Origin of the sequence: Pseudomonas citronellolis (genome assembly GCF_900112375.1) — a bacterium.
GTDB lineage: Bacteria > Pseudomonadota > Gammaproteobacteria > Pseudomonadales > Pseudomonadaceae > Pseudomonas > Pseudomonas citronellolis.
Genome location: NZ_FOLS01000005.1, coordinates 102540 through 126360, shown reverse-complemented (window position 1 = coordinate 126360; position 23821 = coordinate 102540). Strand labels below are relative to the sequence as shown.

At 68.4% G+C, this 23821-nt stretch carries 18 protein-coding genes and 1 pseudogene; 12 read left to right on the top strand and 7 right to left on the bottom strand.

All coding sequences use genetic code 11. The annotated features are described in order from the left end of the window. The first annotated feature begins 21 nt into the window (after window positions 1-21). The 5 genes and pseudogenes from BM060_RS06775 to BM060_RS33580 all read left to right on the top strand — a co-directional run. Complete coding sequence (locus BM060_RS06775) at window positions 22-1152, top strand: aminomethyl transferase family protein (RefSeq protein ID WP_074978510.1); 1131 nt, start codon at window positions 22-24, stop codon at window positions 1150-1152. Between the two features lie 53 nt (window positions 1153-1205). Further along, a complete protein-coding gene (gene purU, locus BM060_RS06770; RefSeq protein ID WP_043313401.1) occupies window positions 1206-2063 on the top strand; it encodes a formyltetrahydrofolate deformylase in 858 nt (285 codons plus the stop codon). A 25-nt stretch (window positions 2064-2088) separates the two neighbouring features. Further along, window positions 2089-3459, top strand: a complete 1371-nt coding sequence (locus BM060_RS06765) for a trimethylamine monooxygenase (RefSeq protein ID WP_074978508.1) — start codon at window positions 2089-2091, stop codon at window positions 3457-3459. Window positions 3460-3508: 49 nt separating this feature from the next. After that, entirely contained in the window at window positions 3509-5854 is a 2346-nt protein-coding gene (locus BM060_RS06760) for a trimethylamine N-oxide demethylase (protein WP_074978506.1), read from the top strand. 69 nt (window positions 5855-5923) lie between these two features. Next, a pseudogene (locus BM060_RS33580) lies at window positions 5924-6892 on the top strand (methyl-accepting chemotaxis protein); the annotation flags it as partial. A 569-nt stretch (window positions 6893-7461) separates the two neighbouring features. Here the strand turns inward: BM060_RS33580 and BM060_RS06750 are convergent. The 7 genes from BM060_RS06750 to glnT form a co-directional block, all read right to left on the bottom strand. Next, complete coding sequence (locus BM060_RS06750; protein WP_074978502.1) at window positions 7462-7803, bottom strand: DMT family transporter; 342 nt, start codon at window positions 7801-7803, stop codon at window positions 7462-7464. Window positions 7804-7871: 68 nt separating this feature from the next. Then, window positions 7872-8210: a P-II family nitrogen regulator gene (locus BM060_RS06745; protein ID WP_009622545.1), complete on the bottom strand. Its 339-nt coding sequence runs from the start codon at window positions 8208-8210 to the stop codon at window positions 7872-7874. Window positions 8211-8221: 11 nt separating this feature from the next. Continuing rightward, entirely contained in the window at window positions 8222-9541 is a 1320-nt protein-coding gene (locus BM060_RS06740; protein WP_043313395.1) for an ammonium transporter, read from the bottom strand. A 618-nt stretch (window positions 9542-10159) separates the two neighbouring features. Continuing rightward, window positions 10160-11485 carry an FMN-binding glutamate synthase family protein gene (locus tag BM060_RS06735; RefSeq protein WP_074978500.1) on the bottom strand — a complete coding sequence of 442 codons (1326 nt, stop codon included), beginning with the start codon at window positions 11483-11485 and terminating at the stop codon, window positions 10160-10162. 22 nt (window positions 11486-11507) lie between these two features. Next, window positions 11508-12182 (bottom strand): GltB/FmdC/FwdC-like GXGXG domain-containing protein, encoded by a 675-nt coding sequence (locus BM060_RS06730; protein ID WP_074978498.1) that lies wholly within the window; start codon window positions 12180-12182, stop codon window positions 11508-11510. 32 nt (window positions 12183-12214) lie between these two features. Then, window positions 12215-13120, bottom strand: coding sequence for a class II glutamine amidotransferase (locus tag BM060_RS06725; protein WP_009622549.1), 906 nt, complete (start codon window positions 13118-13120; stop codon window positions 12215-12217). A 91-nt stretch (window positions 13121-13211) separates the two neighbouring features. Next, on the bottom strand, window positions 13212-14546 hold the full coding sequence (gene glnT, locus BM060_RS06720; RefSeq protein ID WP_009622550.1) for a type III glutamate--ammonia ligase: 1335 nt from the start codon (window positions 14544-14546) through the stop codon (window positions 13212-13214). 287 nt (window positions 14547-14833) lie between these two features. On the opposite strand from glnT, the gene BM060_RS06715 reads away from it, so the two are divergent. The 7 genes from BM060_RS06715 (at window position 14834) to BM060_RS06685 (ending at window position 23789) form a co-directional block, all read left to right on the top strand. After that, complete coding sequence (locus BM060_RS06715) at window positions 14834-15427, top strand: helix-turn-helix domain-containing protein (RefSeq protein WP_009622552.1); 594 nt, start codon at window positions 14834-14836, stop codon at window positions 15425-15427. A gap of 1470 nt (window positions 15428-16897) precedes the next feature. Beyond that, window positions 16898-17764, top strand: a complete 867-nt coding sequence (purU, locus tag BM060_RS06710; protein WP_074978496.1) for a formyltetrahydrofolate deformylase — start codon at window positions 16898-16900, stop codon at window positions 17762-17764. Continuing rightward, the gene (folD, locus tag BM060_RS06705; RefSeq protein WP_074978493.1) at window positions 17761-18648 is read left to right on the top strand and encodes a bifunctional methylenetetrahydrofolate dehydrogenase/methenyltetrahydrofolate cyclohydrolase FolD; all 888 of its coding nucleotides are present in this window, start codon (window positions 17761-17763) and stop codon (window positions 18646-18648) included. The genes purU (BM060_RS06710) and folD overlap by 4 nt, the downstream gene beginning before the upstream one ends. 5 nt (window positions 18649-18653) lie before the next feature. Next, a complete protein-coding gene (locus BM060_RS06700; protein ID WP_074978490.1) occupies window positions 18654-19895 on the top strand; it encodes an FAD-dependent oxidoreductase in 1242 nt (413 codons plus the stop codon). A gap of 10 nt (window positions 19896-19905) precedes the next feature. Continuing rightward, window positions 19906-20202, top strand: coding sequence for a sarcosine oxidase subunit delta (locus tag BM060_RS06695; protein WP_074978487.1), 297 nt, complete (start codon window positions 19906-19908; stop codon window positions 20200-20202). After that, the gene (locus tag BM060_RS06690; protein WP_074978484.1) at window positions 20199-23102 is read left to right on the top strand and encodes a 2Fe-2S iron-sulfur cluster-binding protein; all 2904 of its coding nucleotides are present in this window, start codon (window positions 20199-20201) and stop codon (window positions 23100-23102) included. Before BM060_RS06695 ends, BM060_RS06690 begins: the two co-directional genes overlap by 4 nt. 3 nt (window positions 23103-23105) lie before the next feature. After that, on the top strand, window positions 23106-23789 hold the full coding sequence (locus BM060_RS06685) for a sarcosine oxidase subunit gamma (RefSeq protein ID WP_245322983.1): 684 nt from the start codon (window positions 23106-23108) through the stop codon (window positions 23787-23789). Window positions 23790-23821: the final 32 nt, after the last annotated feature.

Below are 23821 nucleotides of genomic sequence, written 5' to 3'. Positions count from 1 at the left end.
CCACTACAAGAGGATTACCCCATGGCCAATTCCTGGCGCATCAGCGCCCTGCGTGAACGCCACCTGGCGCTTGGCTCCAAACTCGAGGACTGGAACGGCATGGGCACCGCCTGGACCTACGCCAGCGACCTCGCCGACCACCACGAGGCGATCCGCACCCGCGCAGGGCTGATGGACGTGTCCGGGCTGAAGAAGGTGCACTACGTCGGCCCCCACGCCGAGAGCCTGCTGGACTGGGCCACCACCCGCGACATCTCCAAGCTCTACCCGGGCAAGTCGGTGTACGCCTGCATGCTCGACGAGGACGGCAAGTTCGCCGACGACTGCATCGTCTACCGCACCGGTCCCAACGCCTTCATGGTGGTGCACGGCGCCGGCGTCGGCCACGAGATGCTCATCCGCTCGGCCCAGGGCCGGCAGGTGGCGGTGCTGTTCGACGACGACCTGCACGACCTGTCGCTGCAGGGCCCGCTGGCGGTGGACTTCCTCGCCAGGCACGTGCCGGGCATCCGCGAGCTGCCCTACTTCCACCACCTGCAGGGCAAGCTGTTCGGGCATCCGGTGATGATCTCGCGCACCGGCTACACCGGCGAGCGCGGCTACGAGATCTTCTGCAAGGCCGCCGACGCCCCGGCCATCTGGGACGGCATCCTGGAACAGGGCGAGGACCTGGGCATCATCCCCTGCGCCTTCACCGCCCTGGACTGGCTGCGGGTGGAGAGTTACCTGCTGTTCTACCCCTACGACAACTCGCAGATGTACCCCTTCGCCGACGAGAAGGCCGGCGACAGCCTCTGGGAGCTGGGCCTGGACTTCACCGTGTCGCCCGGCAAGCAGGACTTCCGCGGCGCCGGCGAGCACTACCGGCTCAAGGGCCAGGAGCGCTTCCGCATCTTCGGCGTGCTGCTCGACGGCGAGCAGGCCGCCCAGGCCGGCGACACCCTGTGGCATGCCGGGCAGGAAGTGGGGCTGATCACCTGCGCCATGTACTCGCGGCTGACCGGCCGTTCCATGGCCATCGCCCGGCTGAGCACCGACTGCGCCGAACAGGGCGTGCCGCTGCAGGTGCGCGGCAGCCTGCAGACCAGCGCCATCGCCCACACCCTGCCCTTCGACGACCCCGAGAAGAAGAAGCGCACCGCCAAGGGCTGAGCCCTGCCCGCCCGGCGCGCCGGGCGGCCTTCCACCCCGCTGCGAGACCGAACATGGACACCCACTACATCCTCACCATCGACTGCCCGGCGCGCTCCGGGATAGTCGCCGCCGTCAGCACCTACCTGGCCGGGCGGCAGTGCTACATCAGCGAGCTGTCGCAGTTCGACGACGAGATCACCGGGCGCTTCTTCATGCGCGCCGTGTTCCGCTTCGACGCCGACGCCAAGGGCGACATCCAGGCCCTGCGCGACGGCTTCGAGGACGTCGCCGTGCCCTTCGACATGCACTGGCAGCTGTTCGACGGCCAGCGGCCGATGCGCGTGCTGCTGATGGTCAGCAAGTTCGACCATTGCCTGGCCGACCTGCTGTACCGCCACGCCAAGGGTGAGCTGGAGATGCAGATCACCGCCATCGTCTCCAACCACCTCGACCTGCGCCCCATGGCCGAGCGCGAAGGCATCCGCTTCATCTACCTGCCGGTCACCAGGGACACCAAGGCCCAGCAGGAAGCCGAGCTGCTGAAGATAGTCGCCGAGACCGGCACCGAACTGGTGGTCCTCGCCCGCTACATGCAGATCCTCTCGGACGACCTGTGCAAACAGCTCTCCGGCAAGGCCATCAACATCCACCACTCCTTCCTCCCCGGCTTCAAGGGCGCCAAGCCCTACCACCAGGCCTACGAGCGTGGCGTGAAGCTGATCGGCGCCACCGCGCACTACGTCACCAGCGACCTCGACGAGGGCCCGATCATCGAGCAGGAAGTGCAGCGCGTGGACCACGCCTACAGCCCCGAGGCGCTGGTCGCCATCGGCCGCGACACCGAGACCGTGGCCCTGTCGCGGGCGCTCAAGTACCACCTGCAACACCGCGTGTTCATCAACCGCGACAAGACCGTGATCTTCTCCTGACAACTACGAACGTGGAGCACCGGACATGAAGCAAAGAGTCGCCATCATCGGCGCCGGCCCCAGCGGCCTGGCCCAGCTGCGGGCCTTCCAGTCGGCTCGCGACAAGGGCGCCGACATCCCCGAACTGGTCTGCTTCGAGAAGCAGGCCGACTGGGGCGGCATGTGGAACTACACCTGGCGCACCGGCCTGGACGAGCATGGCGAGCCGGTGCACGGCAGCATGTACCGCTACCTCTGGTCCAACGGGCCGAAGGAATGCCTGGAGTTCGCCGACTACAGCTTCGACGAGCACTTCGGCCGGCCCATGGGCTCCTACCCGCCGCGCGAGGTGCTCTGGGACTACATCAAGGGCCGCGTGGTCAAGGCCGGCGTGCGCCCCTACATCCGCTTCAACACCACGGTGCGCAATGTCACCTGGGACGAGGCCAGCGGCACCTTCGAGGTCACCGCCCACAGCTACGACGACGACCGCACCTACAGCGAGACCTTCGACTACGTGGTGGTCGCCAGCGGCCACTTCTCCACGCCCAACGTGCCCTACTTCGACGGCTTCGAGAGCTTCGCCGGGCGCGTGCTGCACGCCCACGACTTCCGCGACGCCCTGGAGTTCCAGGGCAAGGACGTGCTCATCGTCGGCGGCAGCTACTCGGCCGAGGACATCGGCTCGCAGTGCTTCAAGTACGGCGCGCGCAGCATTACCAGTTGCTACCGCAGCACACCCATGGGCTACAAGTGGCCGGAGAACTGGGAAGAGAAACCGCTGCTCACCCAGGTCAAGGGCAGCACCGCCTTCTTCGCCGACGGCAGCAGCAAGCGCGTCGACGCCATCATCCTGTGCACCGGCTACAAGCACCACTTCCCCTTCCTGCCGGAGGAACTGCGGCTGAAGACCGACAACCGCCTGTGGCCGCTGAACCTCTACAAGGGCGTGTTCTGGGAGCAGAACACGCGGCTGATCTACCTCGGCATGCAGGACCAGTGGTACAGCTTCAACATGTTCGACGCCCAGGCCTGGTACGCCCGCGACGTGATCCTCGGGCGCATCGCCCTGCCGAGCCCGGCGCTGATGCGCGCCGAGGACCTGGCCTGGCGCCAGGAGGAGGAAACCCTGGAGAACGCCCGGCAGATGTTCGAGTTCCAGGGCGAGTACATCCGCCAGCTGATCGAGGCCACCGACTACCCCAGCTTCGACATCGCCGAGGTGAACAACACCTTCCTGCAATGGAAGCAGGACAAGTACGAAAACATCATGGGCTACCGCGACAAGTGCCATCGCTCGCTGATCACCGGCACCCTCGCCACGCCGCACCACACGCCCTGGCTGCAGGCCCTGGACGATTCGCTGGAGGCCTACCTGGCCGACCAGCCGGTGGACCGGCTCAGGAAAGCCCTCTGAGCCTTCTCCCGGGGCGGCCCCGCCGCCCCGCCTTGCGTGGAGCACGAGAATGAACCTGCCCGTGACGAGCCGGCCCTTCGAGCCGGCCCTGTTCGCCCGCGCCCCGGCGCTGGAGCGCCACCGCGTCGCCCCCGGCGGCCTGACCGTGCTGGCCCTGGAAGCCGGCGACCGGCTGCAGGTCGTCGACCTGGAAGGCGACCAGGGCGCCGAACTGCTGGCCTTCGCCGCCGACGGCCGCCCGGCCCTGGCCGACCTCGGCCTGGCGCCCAGCCCCGGCACCGACTTCATCCACCACCTGCTGCACGACGGCAGCCGCGAGGCCGCCCACGTCAGCGCCGGCCTGGCCCGGCGCGGCATCGACTGCCGCCACCTGCCGAGCGCCGCGCGGCTGTGGGAAGGCGGCACGCCGGCCGGCTTCAGCCGCACCCTCGACGCCGGCGCGGCGCTGCTGGTGATAGTCGCCGCGCCCGGCGGCCCCACGCCGGTAGACAGCCAGGCGCGGGCCAGCGAGCTGCGCCTGCTGGTGCACCGCGCCAACCCGCGCCAGCTGCTCGCCCCGCCGCTGCCGGCGCCGCTGGGCGAGGTGCTGGACGAATTCACTATCCGCCCCGGCACGGCCAACGCCTACACGGTCGCCGCCGGGCAGTACATCCAGGTGCTCGACGTCGCCGGCCGCCAGTGCTCGGACTTCGTCGCCTTCGACCGCCGCGGCCTGGAGGCAGGCTGCGAGATCGACCTCGACCCCACCGTCACCCGCACCCTCAACGGCAACGCCTACCCCGGCCCGGGCCTGTACAGCCGCTTCTACGACCGCGACCTGCAGCCGATGCTGGAAGTGGTGCGCGACACCGTAGGCCGCCACGACACCTTCGCCCTGGCCTGCACCGCGCGCTACTACGAGGCCCAGGGCTACTTCGGCCACGCCAACTGCAGCGACAACCTCAGCCGCGCCCTCGCCAGCCATGGCGTGCGCGGCCGCGCCGGCTGGCCGGCGATCAACTTCTTCTTCAACACCGGGGTCGACACGCACCAGCAGCTGACCCTCGACGAACCCTGGTCGCGCCCCGGCGACTACGTGCTGCTGCGCGCCCTCACCGACCTGGTCTGCGCCAGCAGTTCCTGCCCCGACGACATCGACCCGGCCAACGGCTGGCAGCCCACCGACATCCACGTCCGCGTGTACAGCGAAAAGGAGCGTTTCAGTATCGCCATGGCCAACCGCAAGACACCCGACGCCGACCCGCAACTGACCCACGAAAGCGGCTTCCACCCCGGCACCGCCGCCCTCACCCGGCAGTTCGTCGACTACCGCGGCTTCTGGACGCCGACGCATTTCGACGGCTACGGCGCCATCGAGGAATACCACGGCTGCCGCGAGAAAGTGGCGGTGATGGACCTCTCCGCCCTGCGCAAGTTCGAGGTGCTGGGCCCGGACGCCGAGGCCCTGCTGGACTACTGCCTGACCCGCGACGTGCGCAAGCTGGCGGTCGGCCAGGTGGTGTACTCGGCGATGTGCTACGAGCACGGCGGCATGCTCGACGACGGCACCCTGCTGCGCCTGGGGCCGGACGCCTTCCGCTGGATCGGCGGCGAGGACTACGCCGGCGACTGGCTGCGCGAGCAGGCGCAGAAGCTGGGCATGAAGGTGTGGATCAAGAGCGCCTCCGAGCAGATCCACAACGTCGCCGTGCAGGGCCCGCTGGCCCGCGAACTGCTCAAGGGCATGGTCTGGACGCCGGGCACCCAGCCGAAGCTGGAGGACCTGGGCTGGTTCCGCTTCCTCAGCGGCCGCCTCGACGACTACAACGGCGCGCCGCTGATGGTCTCGCGCACCGGCTACACCGGCGAGCTGGGCTACGAGCTGTGGTGCCACCCGAGCGACGCCATGGCCGTGTGGCAACGCCTGTGGCAGCTGGGCGAACCCCTGGGCCTGGTGCCCCTGGGCCTGCACGCGCTGGACATGCTGCGCATCGAGGCCGGGCTGGTGTTCGCCGGCTACGAGTTCGACGACCAGACCGACCCCTTCGAGGCCGGCATCGGCTTCTGCGTGCCGCTGAAGAGCAAGCAGGCCGACTTCATCGGCAAGGATGCCCTGCTAAGGCGCAGCGCCAACCCGCAACGCCGCCTGGTGGGGCTGGAACTGGAAGGCAACGAGCCGGCCGCGCACGGCGACTGCGTGCACGTCGGCCGCGCCCAGGTCGGCGTCGTCACCAGCGCCACCCGCTCGCCGCTGCTGGGCAGGAACATCGCCCTGTGCCGGCTGGACGTGGGCTACTGCGAGCCGGGCACGGCGGTGGAGGTCGGCAAGCTCGACGGCCAGCAGAAGCGCATCCGCGCGCAGGTGGCCGCCGGCACCGTGGCCTACGACCCGCAGAAGAGCCGCGTGCGCGCCTGAGGCGCTTTCTGGAGTGGCTTTTGCAGTGTGTAGGCAACGCGTCGCTCGCAGACCAAGGAGGAACGGCCGATGTGGTTCAGCAAGGCATCCCGCAACCTGGCCGAGGAGCTCGGCCAGTGGCTCGACCAGCTTTCCAGCGAACCGGACACGGCGCCGCCGCGGCACTGCGAGCCGCGCCTGCGCGCCAGCCTGGAACGCCTGCAGCGTGGCTGGCAGGAGCTGCTGAGCTTCCGCCAGCACGCCGAACGGCAGCCGCCAGCGCCCTGCAGCGCCGGGGAATACGCCGAACTGACACGGCGCCTGGCCCAGGCCGAGCAGCAGAACCAGCAACTGCGCGACGAGCTGGAACAACAGCAGCGCCAGCTCGGCGAGCTGGAGACCGAACGCCGGCAATGGCAGGAGGAGCGCCAGGTCTGGGAACTGACCCAGCGCACCCTCACCGAGGGCTGCTGGGCGATGAACGTGGTCAACGGCGACCCCGACCACCCGCACAACCTGATCCGCTGGTCCGAGCAGTTCCGCGAGCTGGTCGGCTACCGGCGCGAGGAATTCCCCGACGGCTGGGACAGCTACTTCGGCGTGGTCAACCCGGACGACCTGAAGACGGTCATGCAGACCTTCAACGCCGCCATGGCCGACAGCAACGGCGACGGCTCCTACGCGGTGGAATACCGCATGCGCCACAAGAGCCGCGGCGAAGTCTGGTTCCGCGAACGCGGCCGCTGCCTGCGCGACAACCGCGGCCGCCTGCTGTACGTGACCGGCGCGGTGCGCGAGATCAGCGACGAAAAAGCCGCCGCCGCCCTGCACGAACGCGAGCAGGCGAACATCCAGACCACCTACGGGCAGATCGCCCAGGTGGCCGGGGTGATCCGCGGCATAGCCGAGCAGACCAACCTGCTGGCCCTGAACGCCGCCATCGAAGCCGCCCGCGCCGGCGAACAGGGCCGCGGCTTCGCCGTGGTCGCCGACGAGGTACGCAACCTGGCAAGGCGCACCCAGGAGTCGGTGCAGCAGATCCAGGCGATGCTGCAGCAGCACTGAGCCAGCAGGCGCAATCTTTTCGTAGGAGCGAGCTTGCTCGCGAACGGTGCTCGCCGGCAGCAGCTGTGCTTGAGATGAACGCCGCCCCCTCTCCCCAGCCCTCTCCCTGAAGGGAGAGGGGGCCGTTCGGCGTGCGCTGCAAGTATGGCTTCAGCCGGAAATGACAGGAGTGCTCTGATGTTCCAGACGGCAGAGGACAGTCCCCTCTCCCTTCAGGGAGAGGGTTAGGGAGAGGGCGCTCTCAACCCCAGCACCTCCGTCACCGCCATCCCCTGTAGGAGCGGGCCCTACCCGCGATTTCGCGCGCAGGGCGCGCTCCTACATGGCAATGGCGCGAATGGAACAACGCCCACGATCCTCCCTACACCACCTCCCCTATCCCACCGTAGGAGCGGACCTTGTCCGCGATAACCGGGGTTCCAGCGCGATTCGCGGATAAGATCCGCTCCTACGGATCGCCCCCACACCTTGCTCTTGTAGGAGCGCGCCCTGCCCGCGATTTCGCGCGCAGGGCGCGCTCCTACATGGCAATGGCACGAACGGGATAACGCCCACGATCCCCCCTACACCACCACTCCTCCCCCCACCAGCTTCAACCCAACGATCCCCCCCACGATCATCACCAGGCACAACGCCTTCAACGCCCCCAACGGCTCCCCGAGGAACAGGCTGCCATAGGCCACCGTACCCAGCGTGCCAATGCCCACCCACACCGCATACGCCAGCCCCAGCGGCAACTCCCGCACCGCCAGGCTCAGCAGGTAGATGCTCAGCGCCAGGAACACCCCGCAGTAGAGGCTCGGCCCCAGCCGGGTGAAGCCCTCGGTGCGGGGGATGATCGAGGCGTACAGCACTTCGCAGAGCCCCGCCAGGACCAGGTAGCCCCAGCCGTTCAACCAGGCCATCGGTCGTTTCTCCTTTGCCAAAAACAACGCCGACGCAAAAGCGTCGGCGCTGGGTGCTTGCAAGGGGCTCAGACGGCGTCTTCGCCCAGCTCGCCGGTGCGGATGCGCACGATGCTCTCCAGGTCCTGGACGAACACCTTGCCGTCGCCGATCTTGCCGGTGCGCGCCGCCTTGAGGATGGCGTCGACGGCGGCCTGGCACAGGGCGTCGCCGACCACCACCTCCAGCTTCACCTTGGGCAGCAGTTCCACGACGTACTCGGCGCCCCGGTACACCTCCGAATGGCCCTTCTGCCGGCCGTAGCCCTTGACCTCGGTGGCGGTCACGCCGTGCACGCCGGCCTCGGTCAGCGCCAGGCGCACGTCGTCCAGGCGGAAGGGTTTGATGATCGCGGTGATGAGTTTCATGACGGCCATCCTCAGTTGGAGTACTTGTAGCCGACTTCGCCGTGGGCGGAGAGGTCCAGCCCGTCCACCTCGGCTTCCTCGTCCACGCGCAGCCCGCCGCACAGCGCCGCGGCCACCTTGAAGGCGACCAGGCTGGTGACGCCGGAGAAGCAGATGCTGAAGAGAATGGCGCCGCCATTGACCAGCAACTGGTCGAACAGCCCGCGGCCTTCGGGGAAGCCCTGGCCGCCGATGGCGGTGAGGGCGAACACCGGCGTCAGCAGGCCGCCGAGGATGCCGGCCACGCCGTGCACGCCGAACACGTCGAAGGCGTCGTCCAGGCCGATCATCGGCTTGAGCTTGTCCACCGACCAGACACACACCGGGCCTGCGATCAGGCCGAGCAGGATGGCGCCCATGGGGCCGACGTAGCCGCACGCCGGGGTGATCGCCACCAGCCCGGCGATGGCGCCGGACACCGCGCCGAACAGGCTCGGCCTACCCTTGTGCTGCCATTCGACGAGCATCCAGGCCAGGGCGCCGGCGCAGCTGGCGAGCATGGTGTTGACCATCACCAGCATGGCGAAGCCGCTGGCGGCCAGCGCGCAGCCGCCGCAGAAGCCCAGCCAGCCCACCCACAGCAGCGAACCGCCGGTGAGGGTCATGGTCATGTTGTGCGGCGCCAGGGTGGCGGTGCCGAAGCCGCGGCGCCGGCCCAGCAGCCAGGCGCCCACCAGCGCGGCGATGCCGACGTTGAGGTGCACCACGTTGCCGCCGGCGAAGTCCTGCACGCCCAGGTCGAACACCCAGCCGCCGCCCCAGGCCATGTGCGCCATGGGGATGTAGTTGATGGTCAGCCACACCGCCATGAACACCATGACCGCGGCGAACTTCATGCGCTCGGCGAAGGCGCCGACGATGATCGCCGGGGTGATGGCGGCGAACAGCAGCATGAACAGGAAGTACAGGTACTCGGGGATGGTGCCGACCACCGAGTCCTTGGTGATGCCGACCATGAACAGCTTGTCCAGGCCGCCGACCACCGACTGCAGCGCGCCGCCGTCGGTGAAGGTCAGGCTGTAGCCGTACACGGCGAACAGCACCGACATCAGCGAAGCGGTGCAGAACACTTGCATGAGGATCGACAGCACGTTCTTGGTCCGCGCCATGCCGCCATAGAACAGCGCCAGGCCCGGCAGGGTCATCAGCAGCACCACCAGCGAGCAGAGCGCGACGAAGGCGGTGTCGCCGCTGTTGATCGCCGGCGGCGCCTCGTCCGCCAGGGCGGCGACGCTGCCGAACAGCAGGGAAAGGCCCAACATACTGCGGCTCACGTGTGAAAACCGGATCATTGCCTGTTGCCTCCAACCGACGGGGACGGGGCCGGCCCGCGGTCGGGGCACGGGCCGGCGTTTCGAGCGCCCTGGGCAGGTGGCCGGGCCGTAGCCAGTGCCTTCCTGTAGGGCAACTTTATTTCCCTGGAGGCATAGCAATTGGCCTGCCAAGGCTCGCCGGAAGCCGGTAATTTCTCCTAGGTGATTGAATGGAAAGGCTTTGTTCCGGAGGGGTGGTGAGCGGGCCAGGGTTGTGGCCGGCGGGTTGCGCATTTTCTTGGTGCGAATTTGAATTTCCTGCCAAGCAATATGGCAGGCCCGCGAAGAGCTTCTCGTAGGATGGGTTTCGCAAGCTCAACCCATCCTACGAAAGCGCCTCCGCGCGGCTCTTCGTAGGAGCGAGCTTGCTCGCGAATGAACCCCGCTGCGGAATCTGTTCGCGAGCAAGCTCGCTCCTACGAGAAGCCGTGCCGCCGGGGTGTCCGGCGTGGCCGGTAAATCCAATCGCGGACGGAGTCCGCTCCTACGCCCGTGCTTCCCTGTAACCGTAGGAGCGGACTCCGTCCGCGATGCCCTGCCGGCGAAAACAAAAAGGCCGGCGATCGCTCGCCGGCCTTCGGGACTACCCGCCGTGACTCAGTACTGCACCTGCCCCGGCACCCAGCTGGTGCCCGCCAGGGGCACGCGGGCCATGGCCGCGGCTTCCACGGTCAGGGCCACCAGGTCTTCCGGGTCGAGGTTGTGCAGGTGCGACTTGCCGCAGGCGCGGGCCATGGTCTGCGCTTCCAGCACCAGCACCCGCAGGTAGTTGGCCAGGCGGCGGCCGGCTTCCACCGGATCCAGGCGCTTGGCCAACTCCGGGTCCTGGGTGGTGATGCCGGCCGGGTCGCGGCCGTTCTGCCAGTCGTCGTAGTAGCCGGCGGCCGAGCCGATCTTCTTCAGTTCCTCGTCCAGGCGCGGGTGGTTGTCGCCCAGGGCCACCAGCGCGGCGGTGCCGATGGCCACCGCGTCGGCGCCCAGGGCCATGGCCTTGGCCACGTCGGCGCCGTTGCGGATGCCGCCGGAGACGATCAGCTGCACCTGGCGGTGCATGCCCATTTCCTGCAGCGCCTGCACCGCCTGGGGAATGGCCGGCAGGATGGGGATGCCGACGTGCTCGATGAACACTTCCTGGGTGGCCGCGGTGCCGCCCTGCATGCCGTCGAGGACGATCACGTCGGCGCCGGCCTTCACCGCCAGCTTGACGTCGTAGTACGGGCGGCTGGCGCCGATCTTCACGTAGATGGGTTTCTCCCAGTCGGTGATCTCGCGCAGCTCGGCGATCTTGATCGCCAGGTCGTCCGGGCCGGTCCAGTCCGGGTGGCGGCAGGCGCTGCGCTGGTCGACGCCGATCGGCAGGGTACGCATGCCGGCCACCCGCTCGGTGACCTTCATGCCCAGCAGCATGCCGCCGCCGCCGGGCTTGGCGCCCTGCCCCAGGACGATCTCGATGGCGTCGGCCTTGCGCAGGTCGTCGGGGTTCATGCCGTAGCGCGAGGGCAGGTACTGGTACACCAGGTGCCGGGACTGGCCGCGCTCCTCCGGGGTCATGCCGCCGTCGCCGGTGGTGGTGCTGGTGCCGGCGATGCTGGCGCCGCGGCCCAGGGCCTCCTTGGCGTTGGCCGAGAGCGCGCCGAAGCTCATGCCGGCGATGGTCACCGGAATCTTCAGGTGGATCGGCTTCTTGGCGAAGCGGGTGCCCAGCACTACGTCGGTGCCGCACTTCTCGCGGTAGCCTTCCAGCGGGTAGCGCGAGACACTGGCGCCGAGCAGCAGCAGGTCGTCGAAGTGCGGCAGCTTGCGCTTGGTGCCGCCGCCGCGGATGTCGTAGATGCCGGTCTCGGCGGCGCGCTGGATTTCCTGGATGGTCAGGCGGTCGAAGGTGGCGGACTCGCGCAGCACCGGGGTGTGTTTCTCGCTCATGGGGGGTCTCCTCGCGGCGCGATCAGTAGGCCGAAGCGTTGTCGACTTTGAAGTTGTACAGCTGGCGGGCCGAGCCGTAGCGCCTGAAGGCGGCCGGGTCCTCGTCGAAGCCGGCGCGGTTGAGCAGCTCCTTCAGCTCCGCCAGGTGCTCGGCGCGCATTTCCTTCTCGATGCAGTCCGAGCCCAGGGACTTGACCTCGCCCTTGACGTAGATGCGCACCTCGTAGAGCGAGTCGCCCAGGGCGTCGCCGGCGTCGCCGCAGACCACCAGGCGCCCGGCCTGGCCCATGAAGCAGCTCATGTGGCCGATGCTGCCGCCGACCACGATGTCCACGCCCTTCATGGAGATGCCGCAGCGCGCCCCGGCGTCGCCCTCGATCACCAGCAGCCCGCCGTGGGCGGTGGCGCCGGCGGCCTGGGAGGCGCTGCCCTTCACCCGCACGCTGCCGGACATCATGTTCTCCGCCACGCCCACGCCGACGTTGCCGTGCACGGTGACGCTGGCCTTCTGGTTCATGCCCGCGCAGTAGTAGCCGGCGTGGCCCTGGATATCCACGGACACCGCCTGGTCGATGCCCACGGCCAGGTTGTGCTTGCCGTCGGGGTGGGTCACCAGCCATTCGCGGTCCTGCACCTCGCCGTGCAGGGCCTGGTTGAGTTCGCGCACCGAGGCGCTGGAAAGGTCGATGGTCTTCATGCAAGGGTCTCCAATGTTCTGCTCGGTGCGGGTCAGGCGCTTTCGCGCTCCCAGACGTAGAGGGTGGCCGGCTCCGGTTCCCAGACGCGCGCCTTGTCGATGCCCGGCAGGCTGGCCAGGGCCTGGTACTCCGAGGCCATGGCCACGTAGTCGTCGGTCTCGGCCAGCACCGCCGGCTTGCAGGCGATGGGGTCGCGGATCACGGCGAAGCCGTTGCGGGTGCCGATGGCGAAGGTGAAGAAGCCGTCCAGGTCGTTCAGCGCGCCGTCCAGGGCCTGGGCCAGGCTGTCGCCCTGGCGCAGGCGCCAGGTCAGGTAGCCGGCGGCCACTTCGCTGTCGTTGTCGGTCTCGAAGGCGATGCCCTGGCGCTTGAGTTCCTGGCGCAGGCGGAAGTGGTTGGACAGCGAGCCGTTGTGCACCAGGCACAGGTCGGCGCCGGTGGAGAACGGGTGGCTGCCCTCCATGGTCACCGCGCTCTCGGTGGCCATGCGGGTGTGGCCGATGATGTGGCTGCCCTTCATGCCGGCCAGGCCGAAGCGCTGCGAGATTTCCTGCGGCAGGCCCATGCCCTTGAGGATTTCGATGCTCTGCCCGGCGCTCATGATGCGCACCGCCGGGGCCAGCTCGGCCAGGGCCTGGCGCACCGCGGCTTCGTCGCAGTGGATTTTCAGCACCGCGGCGCTGGCGTTCTGGAACCAGTCCAGCGAGCAGCCCAGGCGCGCTTCCAGCGCGCCCATCAGCTCGGCCCAGGGGTAGCCGGCGTCGCTGGCCTGCAAGGTCAGCTTGACCCAGCCGTCGGCCACTTCGTCGCCGTAGATGGCGAAGCCGGCGCTGTCCGGGCCGCGGTCGGTCATGGCTTGCAGCATGGGTTCGAAGAGCTTGCCGAGCTGGCTCTCCAGTTCGGGCTTCTTCAGGTAGAGGCCTACGATTCCGCACATGGTTCGTCTCCTTCGAGGCAGCAGGCGGCCGCCGCTTGGTCGTCACGGTCGCCCAGAGGGGTAAATGGGGTGCGCCCGGCGGGCGCGGCGGTCAGAAGAATTCGGTGTAGCGCTGGATCTCCCAGTCGGAGACGTGGCGGCTGTATTCCACCCACTCCATGCGCTTGAGCTTGATGAACTCGTCGACGATCTCGGCGCCGAGCACCTCGCGGAACAGCGGGTCGGCCTCCAGCGCGTCGGTGGCTTCCTTCAGCGACTGCGGCAGGGTCTTGATGCCGCGCGCGGCGATCTCCTCCAGGCTGAGGTTGTAGAGGTTCTCGTTGCACATCTCGCCCGGCTCCAGCTGGCGGTCGATGCCGTCCAGGCCGGCGGCGATGATCGCGGCGGTGACCAGGTAGGGGTTGCAGCCGGCGTCGGGCAGGCGGAACTCCAGGCGCCCGTAGGGGATGCGCACCATCGCCGAGCGGTTGTTGGCGCCGTAGGCGATGAACGCCGGGGCCCAGGTGGCGCCGGACAGCGAGCGGCCCACCACCAGGCGCTTGTAGGAGTTGACCGTGGGCGCGGCAAAGGCGCACAGCGCAGGTCCGTGGGCCAGCAGGCCGGCGGCGAAGTGGTAGGCCAGCTTCGACAGGCCCACGCCGCTGGGGTCGGACGGGTCGTGGAAGAGGTTCTTGTTGCTGGCGCTGGCGATCGACAGGTGGAAGTGCATGCCGTTGCCGGCGCGCTTGGGATCGGGCTTGGGCATGAACGAGCAGATCATGCCCAGGTCGTTGGCGATCTCGCCGGCGGCCATGCGGAAGAAGGTGAAGCGGTCGGCCGACTCCATGGCGTCGCTGTAGGTGTAGTTGATCTCGAACTGGCCGTTGGCGTCCTCGTGGTCGATCTGGTAGATGTCGAAGCCCACCGGCTGCAGGGCCTCGGTCAGGCGTTCGAGGAACTCGCGGGAGCGCGACAGGCCCTTGTAGTCGTAGCAGGGCTTGTCCAGGTTGTCCGAGGCGTCCACCAGTTGCAGCTTGCCCTGGGCGTCGCGGCGGAACAGGCTGAATTCCGGCTCCAGCCCGGTGTTCAGCACCCAGCCCTTATCGGCCAGGCGCTGCACCTGCTGCTGCAGCACGAAGCGGCTGTCGTAGGGGTGCGGCTTGCCGTCGACGTGGCCGATGCACACGACGCGGCCGTAGCCCGGCTGCCAGGGCACCGGGATCAGCGTGGAGAGGTCGCCGCGGGCCATGAAGTCCGGGCCGTGGGGCTCCATGCCCATGCCGCAGATGGCGAACCCGGCGAACCCGGCGCCCTCCTCGGCCACCGCCTTGAGGCCGGACACCGGCACCGACTTGGTCTTCGCCGCGCCGTGGATGTCGACGAACTGGGCCAGCACGTACTTGATGCCGTGCTGGTCGATGGTGCGCTGGGTTTCGCTTGGCAACATGGGGGAGCTCTCCGGTTGAATGGGCAAGGCGTTGTCGGTGCCTGGGGCGGTTTGCGCCGGGGCTTCCGCCCCTCGAATTCCGCTCAGGAAACTTACTTTCCCATTAGGAATGCAATGCCAGTGCCAAGTCCGGAGCGCCGTGATGAGAGGCAGCCACGGCGGCTTTTCTTCTGTATATATGGGAAACTTGCTTTCACTGTGGGAAAGTTGCCAAGCCGCAGCCGCCTCTCCGCACTTTCTCAGTGCGAAATAATTATTCTTGAACCTAAACCGTGCAGGAACCCTGAATGTCGACCGAGACCCAACCGCGACTCCGCCTGGAGCAGTACCTGGGCATGCAGATCAAGCGCCAGCGCCAGGCGCAGGAGCTCAAGCTGGCGGACGTGGCGCGCATCGCGGGGATCAGCCAGGGCATGCTGAGCAAGATCGAGAACGCCCAGGTCTCCACCAGCCTCGACACCCTGAGCCGCCTGTGCGACGTGCTCGGCATGCCGATGTCGAAACTCTTCAGCCAATACGACCAGCCCGACGGCAACGCCCTGCTGGTGAAGGCCGGCGACGGCCTGGAAGTGGTGCGCCGGGGCACCGAGAAGGGTCACACCTACCAGTTGCTCAACCACACCCGCGGGCCGAAGAAGAACTTCGAGGCCTACATGGTCAGCATGGACGACGCCAGCGAGGAGTTCCCGACCTTCTCCCACCCCGGCACCGAGTTCCTCCACCTGCTGGAGGGCGAGCTGGTGTACCGCCACGGCAACCAACTCTATCCCATGCAGGCCGGCGACAGCCTGACCTTCGACGGCGAAACGCCCCACGGCCCGGAGAAGCTGGTGCAGGTGCCGATACGGCTGTTGTCGATCATGAACTACGGCAACGATTGAGCGGCCGGGAGACCACGGCACGCCATTCCCCTGTAGGAGCGAGCTTATCCGCGATAGCCGGAGATTCCGGCGCGATTCGCGGATGAGATCCGCTCCTACGCTGCCCCACCGCTCCATTCCCATGTAGGAGCGCGCCCTGCGCGCGAAATCGCGGGCAGGGCCCGCTCCTACAGTCCAAGGTGAAGCGTGATTCCCGCGTAGGGCGCATAACCGTTCGCGGTTATCCGCCGATGTCAATGCCTGCACCATCCCCTTGTAGGAGCGAGCTTGCTCGCGAACCGCATGGCACCGCGCTTGTTCGCGAGCAAGCTCGCTCCTACGAAAAGCCGTGCCCACCTGCAACGTAGGAGCGGACCTTGTCCGCGATAGCCGGAGATTCCGGCGCGATTCGCGGATGAGATCCGCTCCTACGCTGCCCCACCGCTCCATTCCCATGTAGGAGCGCGCCCTGCGCGCGAAATCGCGGGCAGGGCCCGCTCCTACAGTCCGAGGTGAGGCGTGATTCCCACGTAGGGCGCATAACCGTTCGCGGTTACCCACCGATGTCAATGCCTGCACCGTCCCCCTGTAGGAGCGAGCTTGCTCGCGAACCGCATGGCACCACGTTTGTTCGCGAGCAAGCTCGCTCCTACGAAAAGCCGTGCCCACCTGCAACGTAGGAGCGGACCTTCTCCGCGATAGCCGGAATCACCGGCGCGATTCGCGGATGAGATCCGCTCCTACGCTGCCCTACCGCTCCATTCCCATGTAGGAGCGCGCCCTGCGCGCGAAATCGCGGGCAGGGCCCGCTCCTACAGTCCGAGGTGAGGCGTGATTCCCGCGTAGGGCGCATAACCGTTCGCGGTTATCCGCCGATGTCAATGCCTGCACCGTCCCCCTCCTGTAGGAGCGAGCTTGCTCGCGAACCGCATGGCACCGCGTTTGTTCGCGAGCAAGCTCGCTCCTACGAAAAGCCGTGCCCACCTGCAACGGAGCGGACCTTGTCCGCGATAGCCGGAACCACTGGCGCGATTCGCGGATGAGATCCGCTCCTACGCTGCCCCACCGCTCCATTCCCATGTAGGAGCGCGCCCTGCGCGCGATTCGCGGGCAGGGCCCGCTCCTACAGTCCGAGGTGAAGCGTGATTCCCGCGTAGGGCGCATAACCATTCGCGGTTATCCGCCGATGTCAATGCCTGCACCGTCCCCCTGTAGGAGCGAGCTTGCTCGCGAACCGCATGGCACCGCGTTTGTTCGCGAGCAAGCTCGCTCCTACGAAAAGCCCTTCCCGACCGTCCGGCCGAAAACTTTCCTGTCAGGATAAAAATTTTCCCCAGGGTATGGACCCACGGATTCGCTTCGCCTATAAAAGCGCGAAAGGAAATTTATATTCCCAACAGTAAAAATCCCTTCACAGGCAAAAGCCGTCCCCGCCGGTGAAACTTCCGCCCTTGCGCGCCGAGCTGCCTCCACACATCACGAGGACCCGACATGCACCACGCCCCCAGCCACTTCATCATCCGCATCAGTTGCCCGGCGGTGTCCGGGATAGTCGCGGCGGTGACCACCTACCTGGCCGAGCAGGGTTGCTACATCAGCGAGATGGCGCAGTTCGACGACGAAGGCAGCGGCCGCTTCTTCATGCGCGCCGTGTTCCGCTTCAACGAGGGCCTGGAGGGCGACATCGGCAACATCGAGTCCGGTTTCGCCGACGTGGCCAGCCGCTTCGACATGGACTGGAGCCTGCACAGCAGCGCCAAGCCGATGCGCGTGCTGCTGATGGTCAGCAAGTTCGACCATTGCCTGGCGGACCTGCTGTACCGCCACGCCAAGGGCGAGCTGGAGATGACCATCACCGCCATCGTCTCCAACCACCTCGACCTGCGGCCCATGGCCGAGCGCGAGGGCATCCGCTTCATCTACCTGCCGGTGACCAAGGACACCAAGGCCCAGCAGGAGGCCGAGCTGCTGAAGATAGTCGCCGAGACCGGCACCGAACTGGTGGTCCTCGCCCGCTACATGCAGATCCTCTCCGACGACCTCTGCAAGCAGCTCTCCGGCAAGGCCATCAACATCCACCACTCCTTCCTCCCCGGCTTCAAGGGCGCCAAGCCCTACCACCAGGCCTATGAGCGCGGCGTGAAGCTGATCGGCGCCACCGCGCACTACGTCACCAGCGACCTCGACGAGGGCCCGATCATCGAGCAGGAAGTGCAGCGCGTGGACCACGCCTACGCCCCCGACGACCTGGTGGCCATCGGCCGCGACACCGAGACCATCGCGCTGTCCCGCGCGGTGAAGTACCACCTGGAACATCGCGTCTTCCTCAACCACGACCGCACGGTGATCTTCAAATGAATGCCATTCCCAGCGTCAAGCTCATCGACGGCAAGGCCACCTCGGCGCGGGTGCTCGCCGAGGTCCGCGAGGAAGTCCTGGCCCTGCGCGAGCACGGCATCCAGCCGGGCCTCGCCGTGGTGCTGGTGGGCAGCGACCCGGCCAGCCAGGTCTACGTGCGCAACAAGGTGCTGCGCGCCGAGGAAGTCGGCATCCGTTCGCTGGAGCACAAGCTGCCGGCGGACACCGGCGAGGCCGCCCTGCTCCAGCTGATCGCCGAATTGAACAAAGACCCGGCGGTGAACGGCATCCTCGTACAGTTGCCGCTGCCCAAGCACATCGACGAGAACCGCGTGCTCCAGGCCATCGACCCGCTGAAGGACGTCGACGGCTTCCACAGCGAGAACGTCGGCGGCCTCAGCCAGGGCCGCGACGTGCTCACGCCCTGCACCCCGGCCGGCTGCATGCGCCTGCTGCACGACACCTGCGGCGACCTCTCGGGCAAGCACGCGGTGGTCATCGGCCGCTCCAACATCGTCGGCAAGCCGATGGCCGCGCTGCTGCTCAAGGCCCACTGCACGGTGACCGTGGTGCACTCGCGCAGCGCCAACCTGCGCGAGCTGTGCCGTCAGGCCGACATCGTGGTCGCCGCCGTCGGCAAGCCGCGCCTGGTCGACGCCAGCTGGCTGAAGCCCGGCGCGGTGGTGATAGACGTGGGCATCAACCGCATCGACGAGGACGGCCGCAGCAAGCTGGTCGGCGACGTCGACTTCGCCAGCGCCCTGTCCCAGGCCGCGGCCATCACCCCGGTGCCCGGCGGCGTCGGGCCGATGACCATCGCCTACCTGATGAAGAACACCCTGGCCGCCGCGCGCCTGCAACGCGCCGGCGCCACCGCGGAGTAAGCAGCATGCCTTTCGCCCTCCTGAAATACGGCCTGAGCGCCGACTACCCGGTGGAAGTCGACCTGCCGCCGCCCTGCGAGCTGAAGCCGCGCTACGACGTGGTGATCATCGGCGGCGGCGGCCACGGCCTGGCTACCGCCTACTACCTGGCCAAGTACCACGGCGTGACCAACGTCGCGGTGCTGGAGAAGGCCTACCTGGGCGGCGGCAACACCGCGCGCAACACCGCGGTGATCCGCTCCAACTACCTCACCAGCGAGGGCGTGAAGTTCTACGCCGAATCGGTGCGGATGTTCCAGGGCCTGTCCAACGAGTTCGACTTCAACATCATGTACTCCGAGCGCGGCCAACTGACCCTGGCCCACACCGACGCCACGGTGCGCGCCTTCCGCCAGCGCGCCGAGGTGAACAAGCACTTCGGCGGGCGCACCGAGATGCTCGACCGCCAGCAGATCCGCGAGCTGGTGCCCACCCTCAACCTCGACCCCGGGCACCTGCCGGTGATCGCCGGGCTCTGGCACATCGACGGCGCCACCGCGCGCCACGACGCCGTGGCCTGGGGCTACGCCAAGCAGGCGGCCAAGCGCGGCGTGGAAATCCACCAGCTCACCGAAGTGCAGGACCTGGTGCTGCGCAACGGCCGCATCGAGGCCGTGAAGACCAACCGCGGCACCGTGCAGTGCGGCTGCGTGGTCCAGGCCATCGCCGGGGCCAGCTCGCTGCTGATGGCCAAGGCCGGCATCCGCGCGCCCATCCACACCTACCCGCTGCAGGCCATGGTCACCCAGCCGTTCAAGCCGTTCCTCGACCCGCTGGTGAGCTCCTCGGCGCTGCACTGCTACGTGCAGCAGACCAGCCGCGGCGAGATCGTCTTCGGCGGCGGCTCCGACCCCTACCCGCTGTACAACACCCGCTCGACCCTGGACCTGAAGGAAAGCCTGCTGGCCCACGCCATCGAGATGTTCCCCTTCATGGCCAACGCCAAGCTGATGCGCCAGTGGGCCGGGATCACCGACATGACCCCCGACTACAGCCCGATCATGGGCCTGTCGCCGGTCGAGAACTACTACCTCGACGCCGGCTGGGGCACCTGGGGCTTCAAGGCCACGCCCATCTGCGGCAAGACCATGGCCGAGCTTGTGGCCAGCGGCGGCAAGGTGCCGGAGCTGATCGCGCCCTTCGCCCTGGAGCGCTTCAGCCGCTTCCAGCAGGTCAACGAAATGGGCGCCACCGCGGCCAGCCACTGAGGATGCGCAGATGAAGATCATGACCTGCCCGCTCAACGGGCCCCGCAACATCAGCGAGTTCACCTACGGCGGCGAATTCAAGCGCATGCCCGACCCGGCCAGCTGCTCCGACACCGAGTGGGCCGACTACGTGTTCAACAGCGACAACGCCGCCGGCGTGGTGCTCGAGTGGTGGCTGCACAACGCCTCCAGCTACTGGTTCCTGGCCGAGCGCCACACCGTCACCGACCAGGTGATCCGCACCTTCGACCCGAAGGAAATCTTCGACCGCCGCATCGACTTCGCCCCGCAGGAGACCGCCCAATGAGCGCCCTCACCCGCCTGCCCGCCCCCATGGGCCTGCTGATCGACCGCACGCGGCCGCTGCGCTTCTCCTTCGACGGCCGCGACTACCAGGGCTACGAGGGCGACAGCATCGCCAGCGCCCTGCTCGGCAACGGCCGCTGGCTGCTCTCGCGCTCGTTCAAGTACCACCGCCCGCGCGGCCCGCTGACCCTCGCCGGGCAGGACGCCAACGCCCTGGTGCAGTTGCCCGACGAGCCCAACGTGCTGGCCGACATGCACCCCGCCCGCGAAGGCCTGGCGGTGGAAGGCCAGAACTTCTCCGGCAGCCTCGACGACGACCGCGACGCCTACCTGGGCAAGTTCTCGCGCTTCATGCCGGTGGGCTTCTACTACCGCTCGTTCTACAAGCCCAAGGGCATGTGGAAGGTCTGGGAACCGCTGATCCGCAAGAAGGCCGGCCTGGGCGTGCTCGACCTGGACTTCAAGCCGCAGTACTACGACAAGGCCTACCTGTTCGTCGACCTGGCGGTGATCGGCGCCGGCCCCGCCGGCCTGCGCGCCGCGCTGGACGCCGCCAACGCCGGGGCCAGGGTGCTGCTGGTGGAGCAGCAGCCGGTGCTCGGCGGCTCGCTGAACTACGCCCGCTTCGACATCGCCGGCCGCCGCGCCGCCGCGCTGCGCGCCGAGCTGGTGGGCGCCGTCGAGGGCCACCCGAACATCCAGGTGCTGACCCAGGCCACCTGCAACGCCTGGTTCACCGACAACTACCTACCGGTCATCCAGCACAAGCGCATGTACAAGGTGCGCGCCACCCGCTGCCTGGTGGCCGCCGGCTCCTTCGACCAGCCGGTGGTGTTCCGCAACAACGACCTGCCCGGCGTGCTGCTGACCAGCGCCGCGCAGCGGCTGATGAAGCTCTACGCGGTGAAGCCGGGCAAGCGCGCCGTGGTCCTCACCGGCAACGACGACGGCTACCTGGCCGCCCTCGACCTGCAGGAACAGGGCGTGGAGGTGGCCGCGGTGGTGGACATGCGCGCCGCCCCGGCCGACACCGAGCTGGCCGCCGAACTGCAGCGCCGGCACATCCCGCTGCACGTCGGCAGCACCGTCTACGAAGCCCTGCACGAGGCCGGCATGCGCCACGTCAGCGGCGTCGACATCCGCCGCATCGCCGGCCAGGGCGAGGTCGCCGCGCAAGGCACGCAGCTGGCCTGCGACCTGCTGTGCATGTCCGCCGGCTACATGCCGGTCTACCAGCTGCTGTGCCAGGCCGGCGGCAAGCTGGCCTACGAGGAGGAGCGCGCCGAGTTCGCCATCAGCGGCCTGCCCGCCGGGCTGGACATCGCCGGCTCGGTGAACGGCCGCCACGCCCTGGGCAACGTGCTCGCCGACGGTGCCCGTGGCGCCGCCGCGGCCCTCGCCACGCTGGGCCTGGACGCGCCGGCGCCGGCCGCCTTCGCCGGCGAGGCGCAGGTGAACTTCCCCTGGCCGATCTTCCCCCACCCCAAGGGCAAGGACTTCGTCGACTTCGACGAGGACCTGCAGGTGCGCGACATCGTCAACGCCACCCGCAGCGGCTACCGCGACGTGCAGCTGGTCAAGCGCTTCTCCACGGTCGGCATGGGCCCGTCCCAGGGCCGCCACTCGGCGCTGCCCACCGCGCGCCTGGTGGCCCAGGCCACCGGCCGCGGCATCGGCGAAACCGGCGTGACCACCGCGCGCCCGCCGTTCGAGGCGGAGAAGCTCGCCCACGTCGCCGGCCGCGCCTTCGACCCCTACCGGCAGACACCCATGCACCGCCGCCATGTCGAGGCCGGGGCGAAGATGATGCCCGCCGGCATCTGGCAGCGCCCGGCCTTCTACGGCAAGGCCGAGGATCGCGAGCGCTGCATGCAGGAAGAGGCCCTCCACGTGCGCGAACAGGTCGGCCTGATCGACGTCTCGACCCTCGGCGGCCTGGACGTGCGCGGCCCCGACGCCGCCGAGCTGCTGGAGCGCCTGTACACCTTCGGCTTCGCCAAGCTGGCCGTCGGCCGCACCCGCTACGCGCTGATGACCAACGAGCACGGCGTGGTGATCGACGACGGCGTGTGCGCGCGCCTGGGCGAGCGGCACTTCTACGTCACCGCCACCACCAGCGGCGTCGACCGCATCTACCAGCAGATGCTCAAGTGGAACGCGCAGTGGCGCCTCAACGTGGACATCGCCAACGTCACCGCCGCGCTGGCCGCGGTGAACCTGGCCGGCCCGCTGTCGCGCCAGGTGCTGGCCAAGCTCTGCGACGACGTCGACCTGTCCGCCGCAGCCTTCCCCTACCTGGGCGTGCGCAGCGGCAAGGTGGCCGGCATCCCGGCGCGCATCCTGCGGGTGGGCTTCGTCGGCGAGCTGGGCTACGAGGTCCACGTGCCGGCGCGCTTCGCCGAGCGCCTGTGGGACGCGCTGATGGAAGCCGGCGCCAAGCACGGCATCCGCCCCTTCGGCGTGGAGACCCAGCGCCTGCTGCGCCTGGAGAAGGGCCACGTGATCATCGGCCAGGACACCGACGGCATGACCCACCCGGCGGAGATCGACATGCAGTGGGCGATCGGCCGCAAGAAGCCGTTCTTCGTCGGCAAGCGCTCCATCGAAATCCTCGAGGCGCAGCCGCTCAAGCGCAAGCTGGTGGGCTTCGTCCTGCCCCAGGGCAGCGCCCAGCCGCTGGAGGGCCACCTGGTGCTCGACGGCGCCGACATCAGCGGCAACGTCACCTCCTGCGAGTACTCGCAGAGCCTCGGCCAGATCGTCGGCCTGGCCTACGCCGGCGCCCACCAGGCCACCCCGGGGATGCAGATCCCGATCCGCGTGGAGGGCGGCGCGGTGGTGCGCGCCACCGTCGTCCAACTGCCCTTCTACGACCCGCAGAACCTGCGCCAGGAGCTCTGAACCATGTCCAGCCTGAAAGCCGAAGACTTCATCGAACGCAGCCCGCTGTACCCGCTGCACCGCGGCGCGCGCCTGGCCGCCCTGGGCCGCGCCGCCATAGTCGCGCGCTACGGCGAGCAGGAAGAGCACGCGCAGTTGCGCAGCTGCGCGCTGATCGACCTGAGCAACCTGCCCCGCGCCGGTTTGCGCGGGGCCGATGCCGCCGCCTACCTGCAGGCCCGCGGCTACGCCCTGCCCGAGGCGCCCAACCGCGCCCTGCGCCAGGCCGACGGCGGCCTGGTGGCGCGCCTGTCGCAGACCGAGTACCTGCTGCTGGGCAGCCTCCACGACGGCGGCGCGCGCGTCGCCGCCGAAGAGGCCGCCTGGCAGCTGGACGACAGCGCCAACTACCTGCTGCCGCGCCAGGACAGCCACGCCTGGCTGCAACTGAGCGGCGAGCACTACGCGCAGGTGATGGCCAAGCTCTGCGGCGTCGACCTGCGCCCGGCGGCCTTCGGCCCTGGCGCGGTGGCGCAGACCTCGGCGGCGCGGCTCAACGTCATCGTCATCAACGCCAGCGACGACGACCTGCCCAACCTGCAGATCCTCTGCGACCGCGCCTCGGTGCAGTACTTCTGGGAAGCGCTGCTCGACGCCATGGCCGAGTTCGACGGCCGCCCGGTGGGCATCGACGCCCTGCTCGACTGACCGGCCGGCGGCGCCCCGCGACGGGCGCCGCC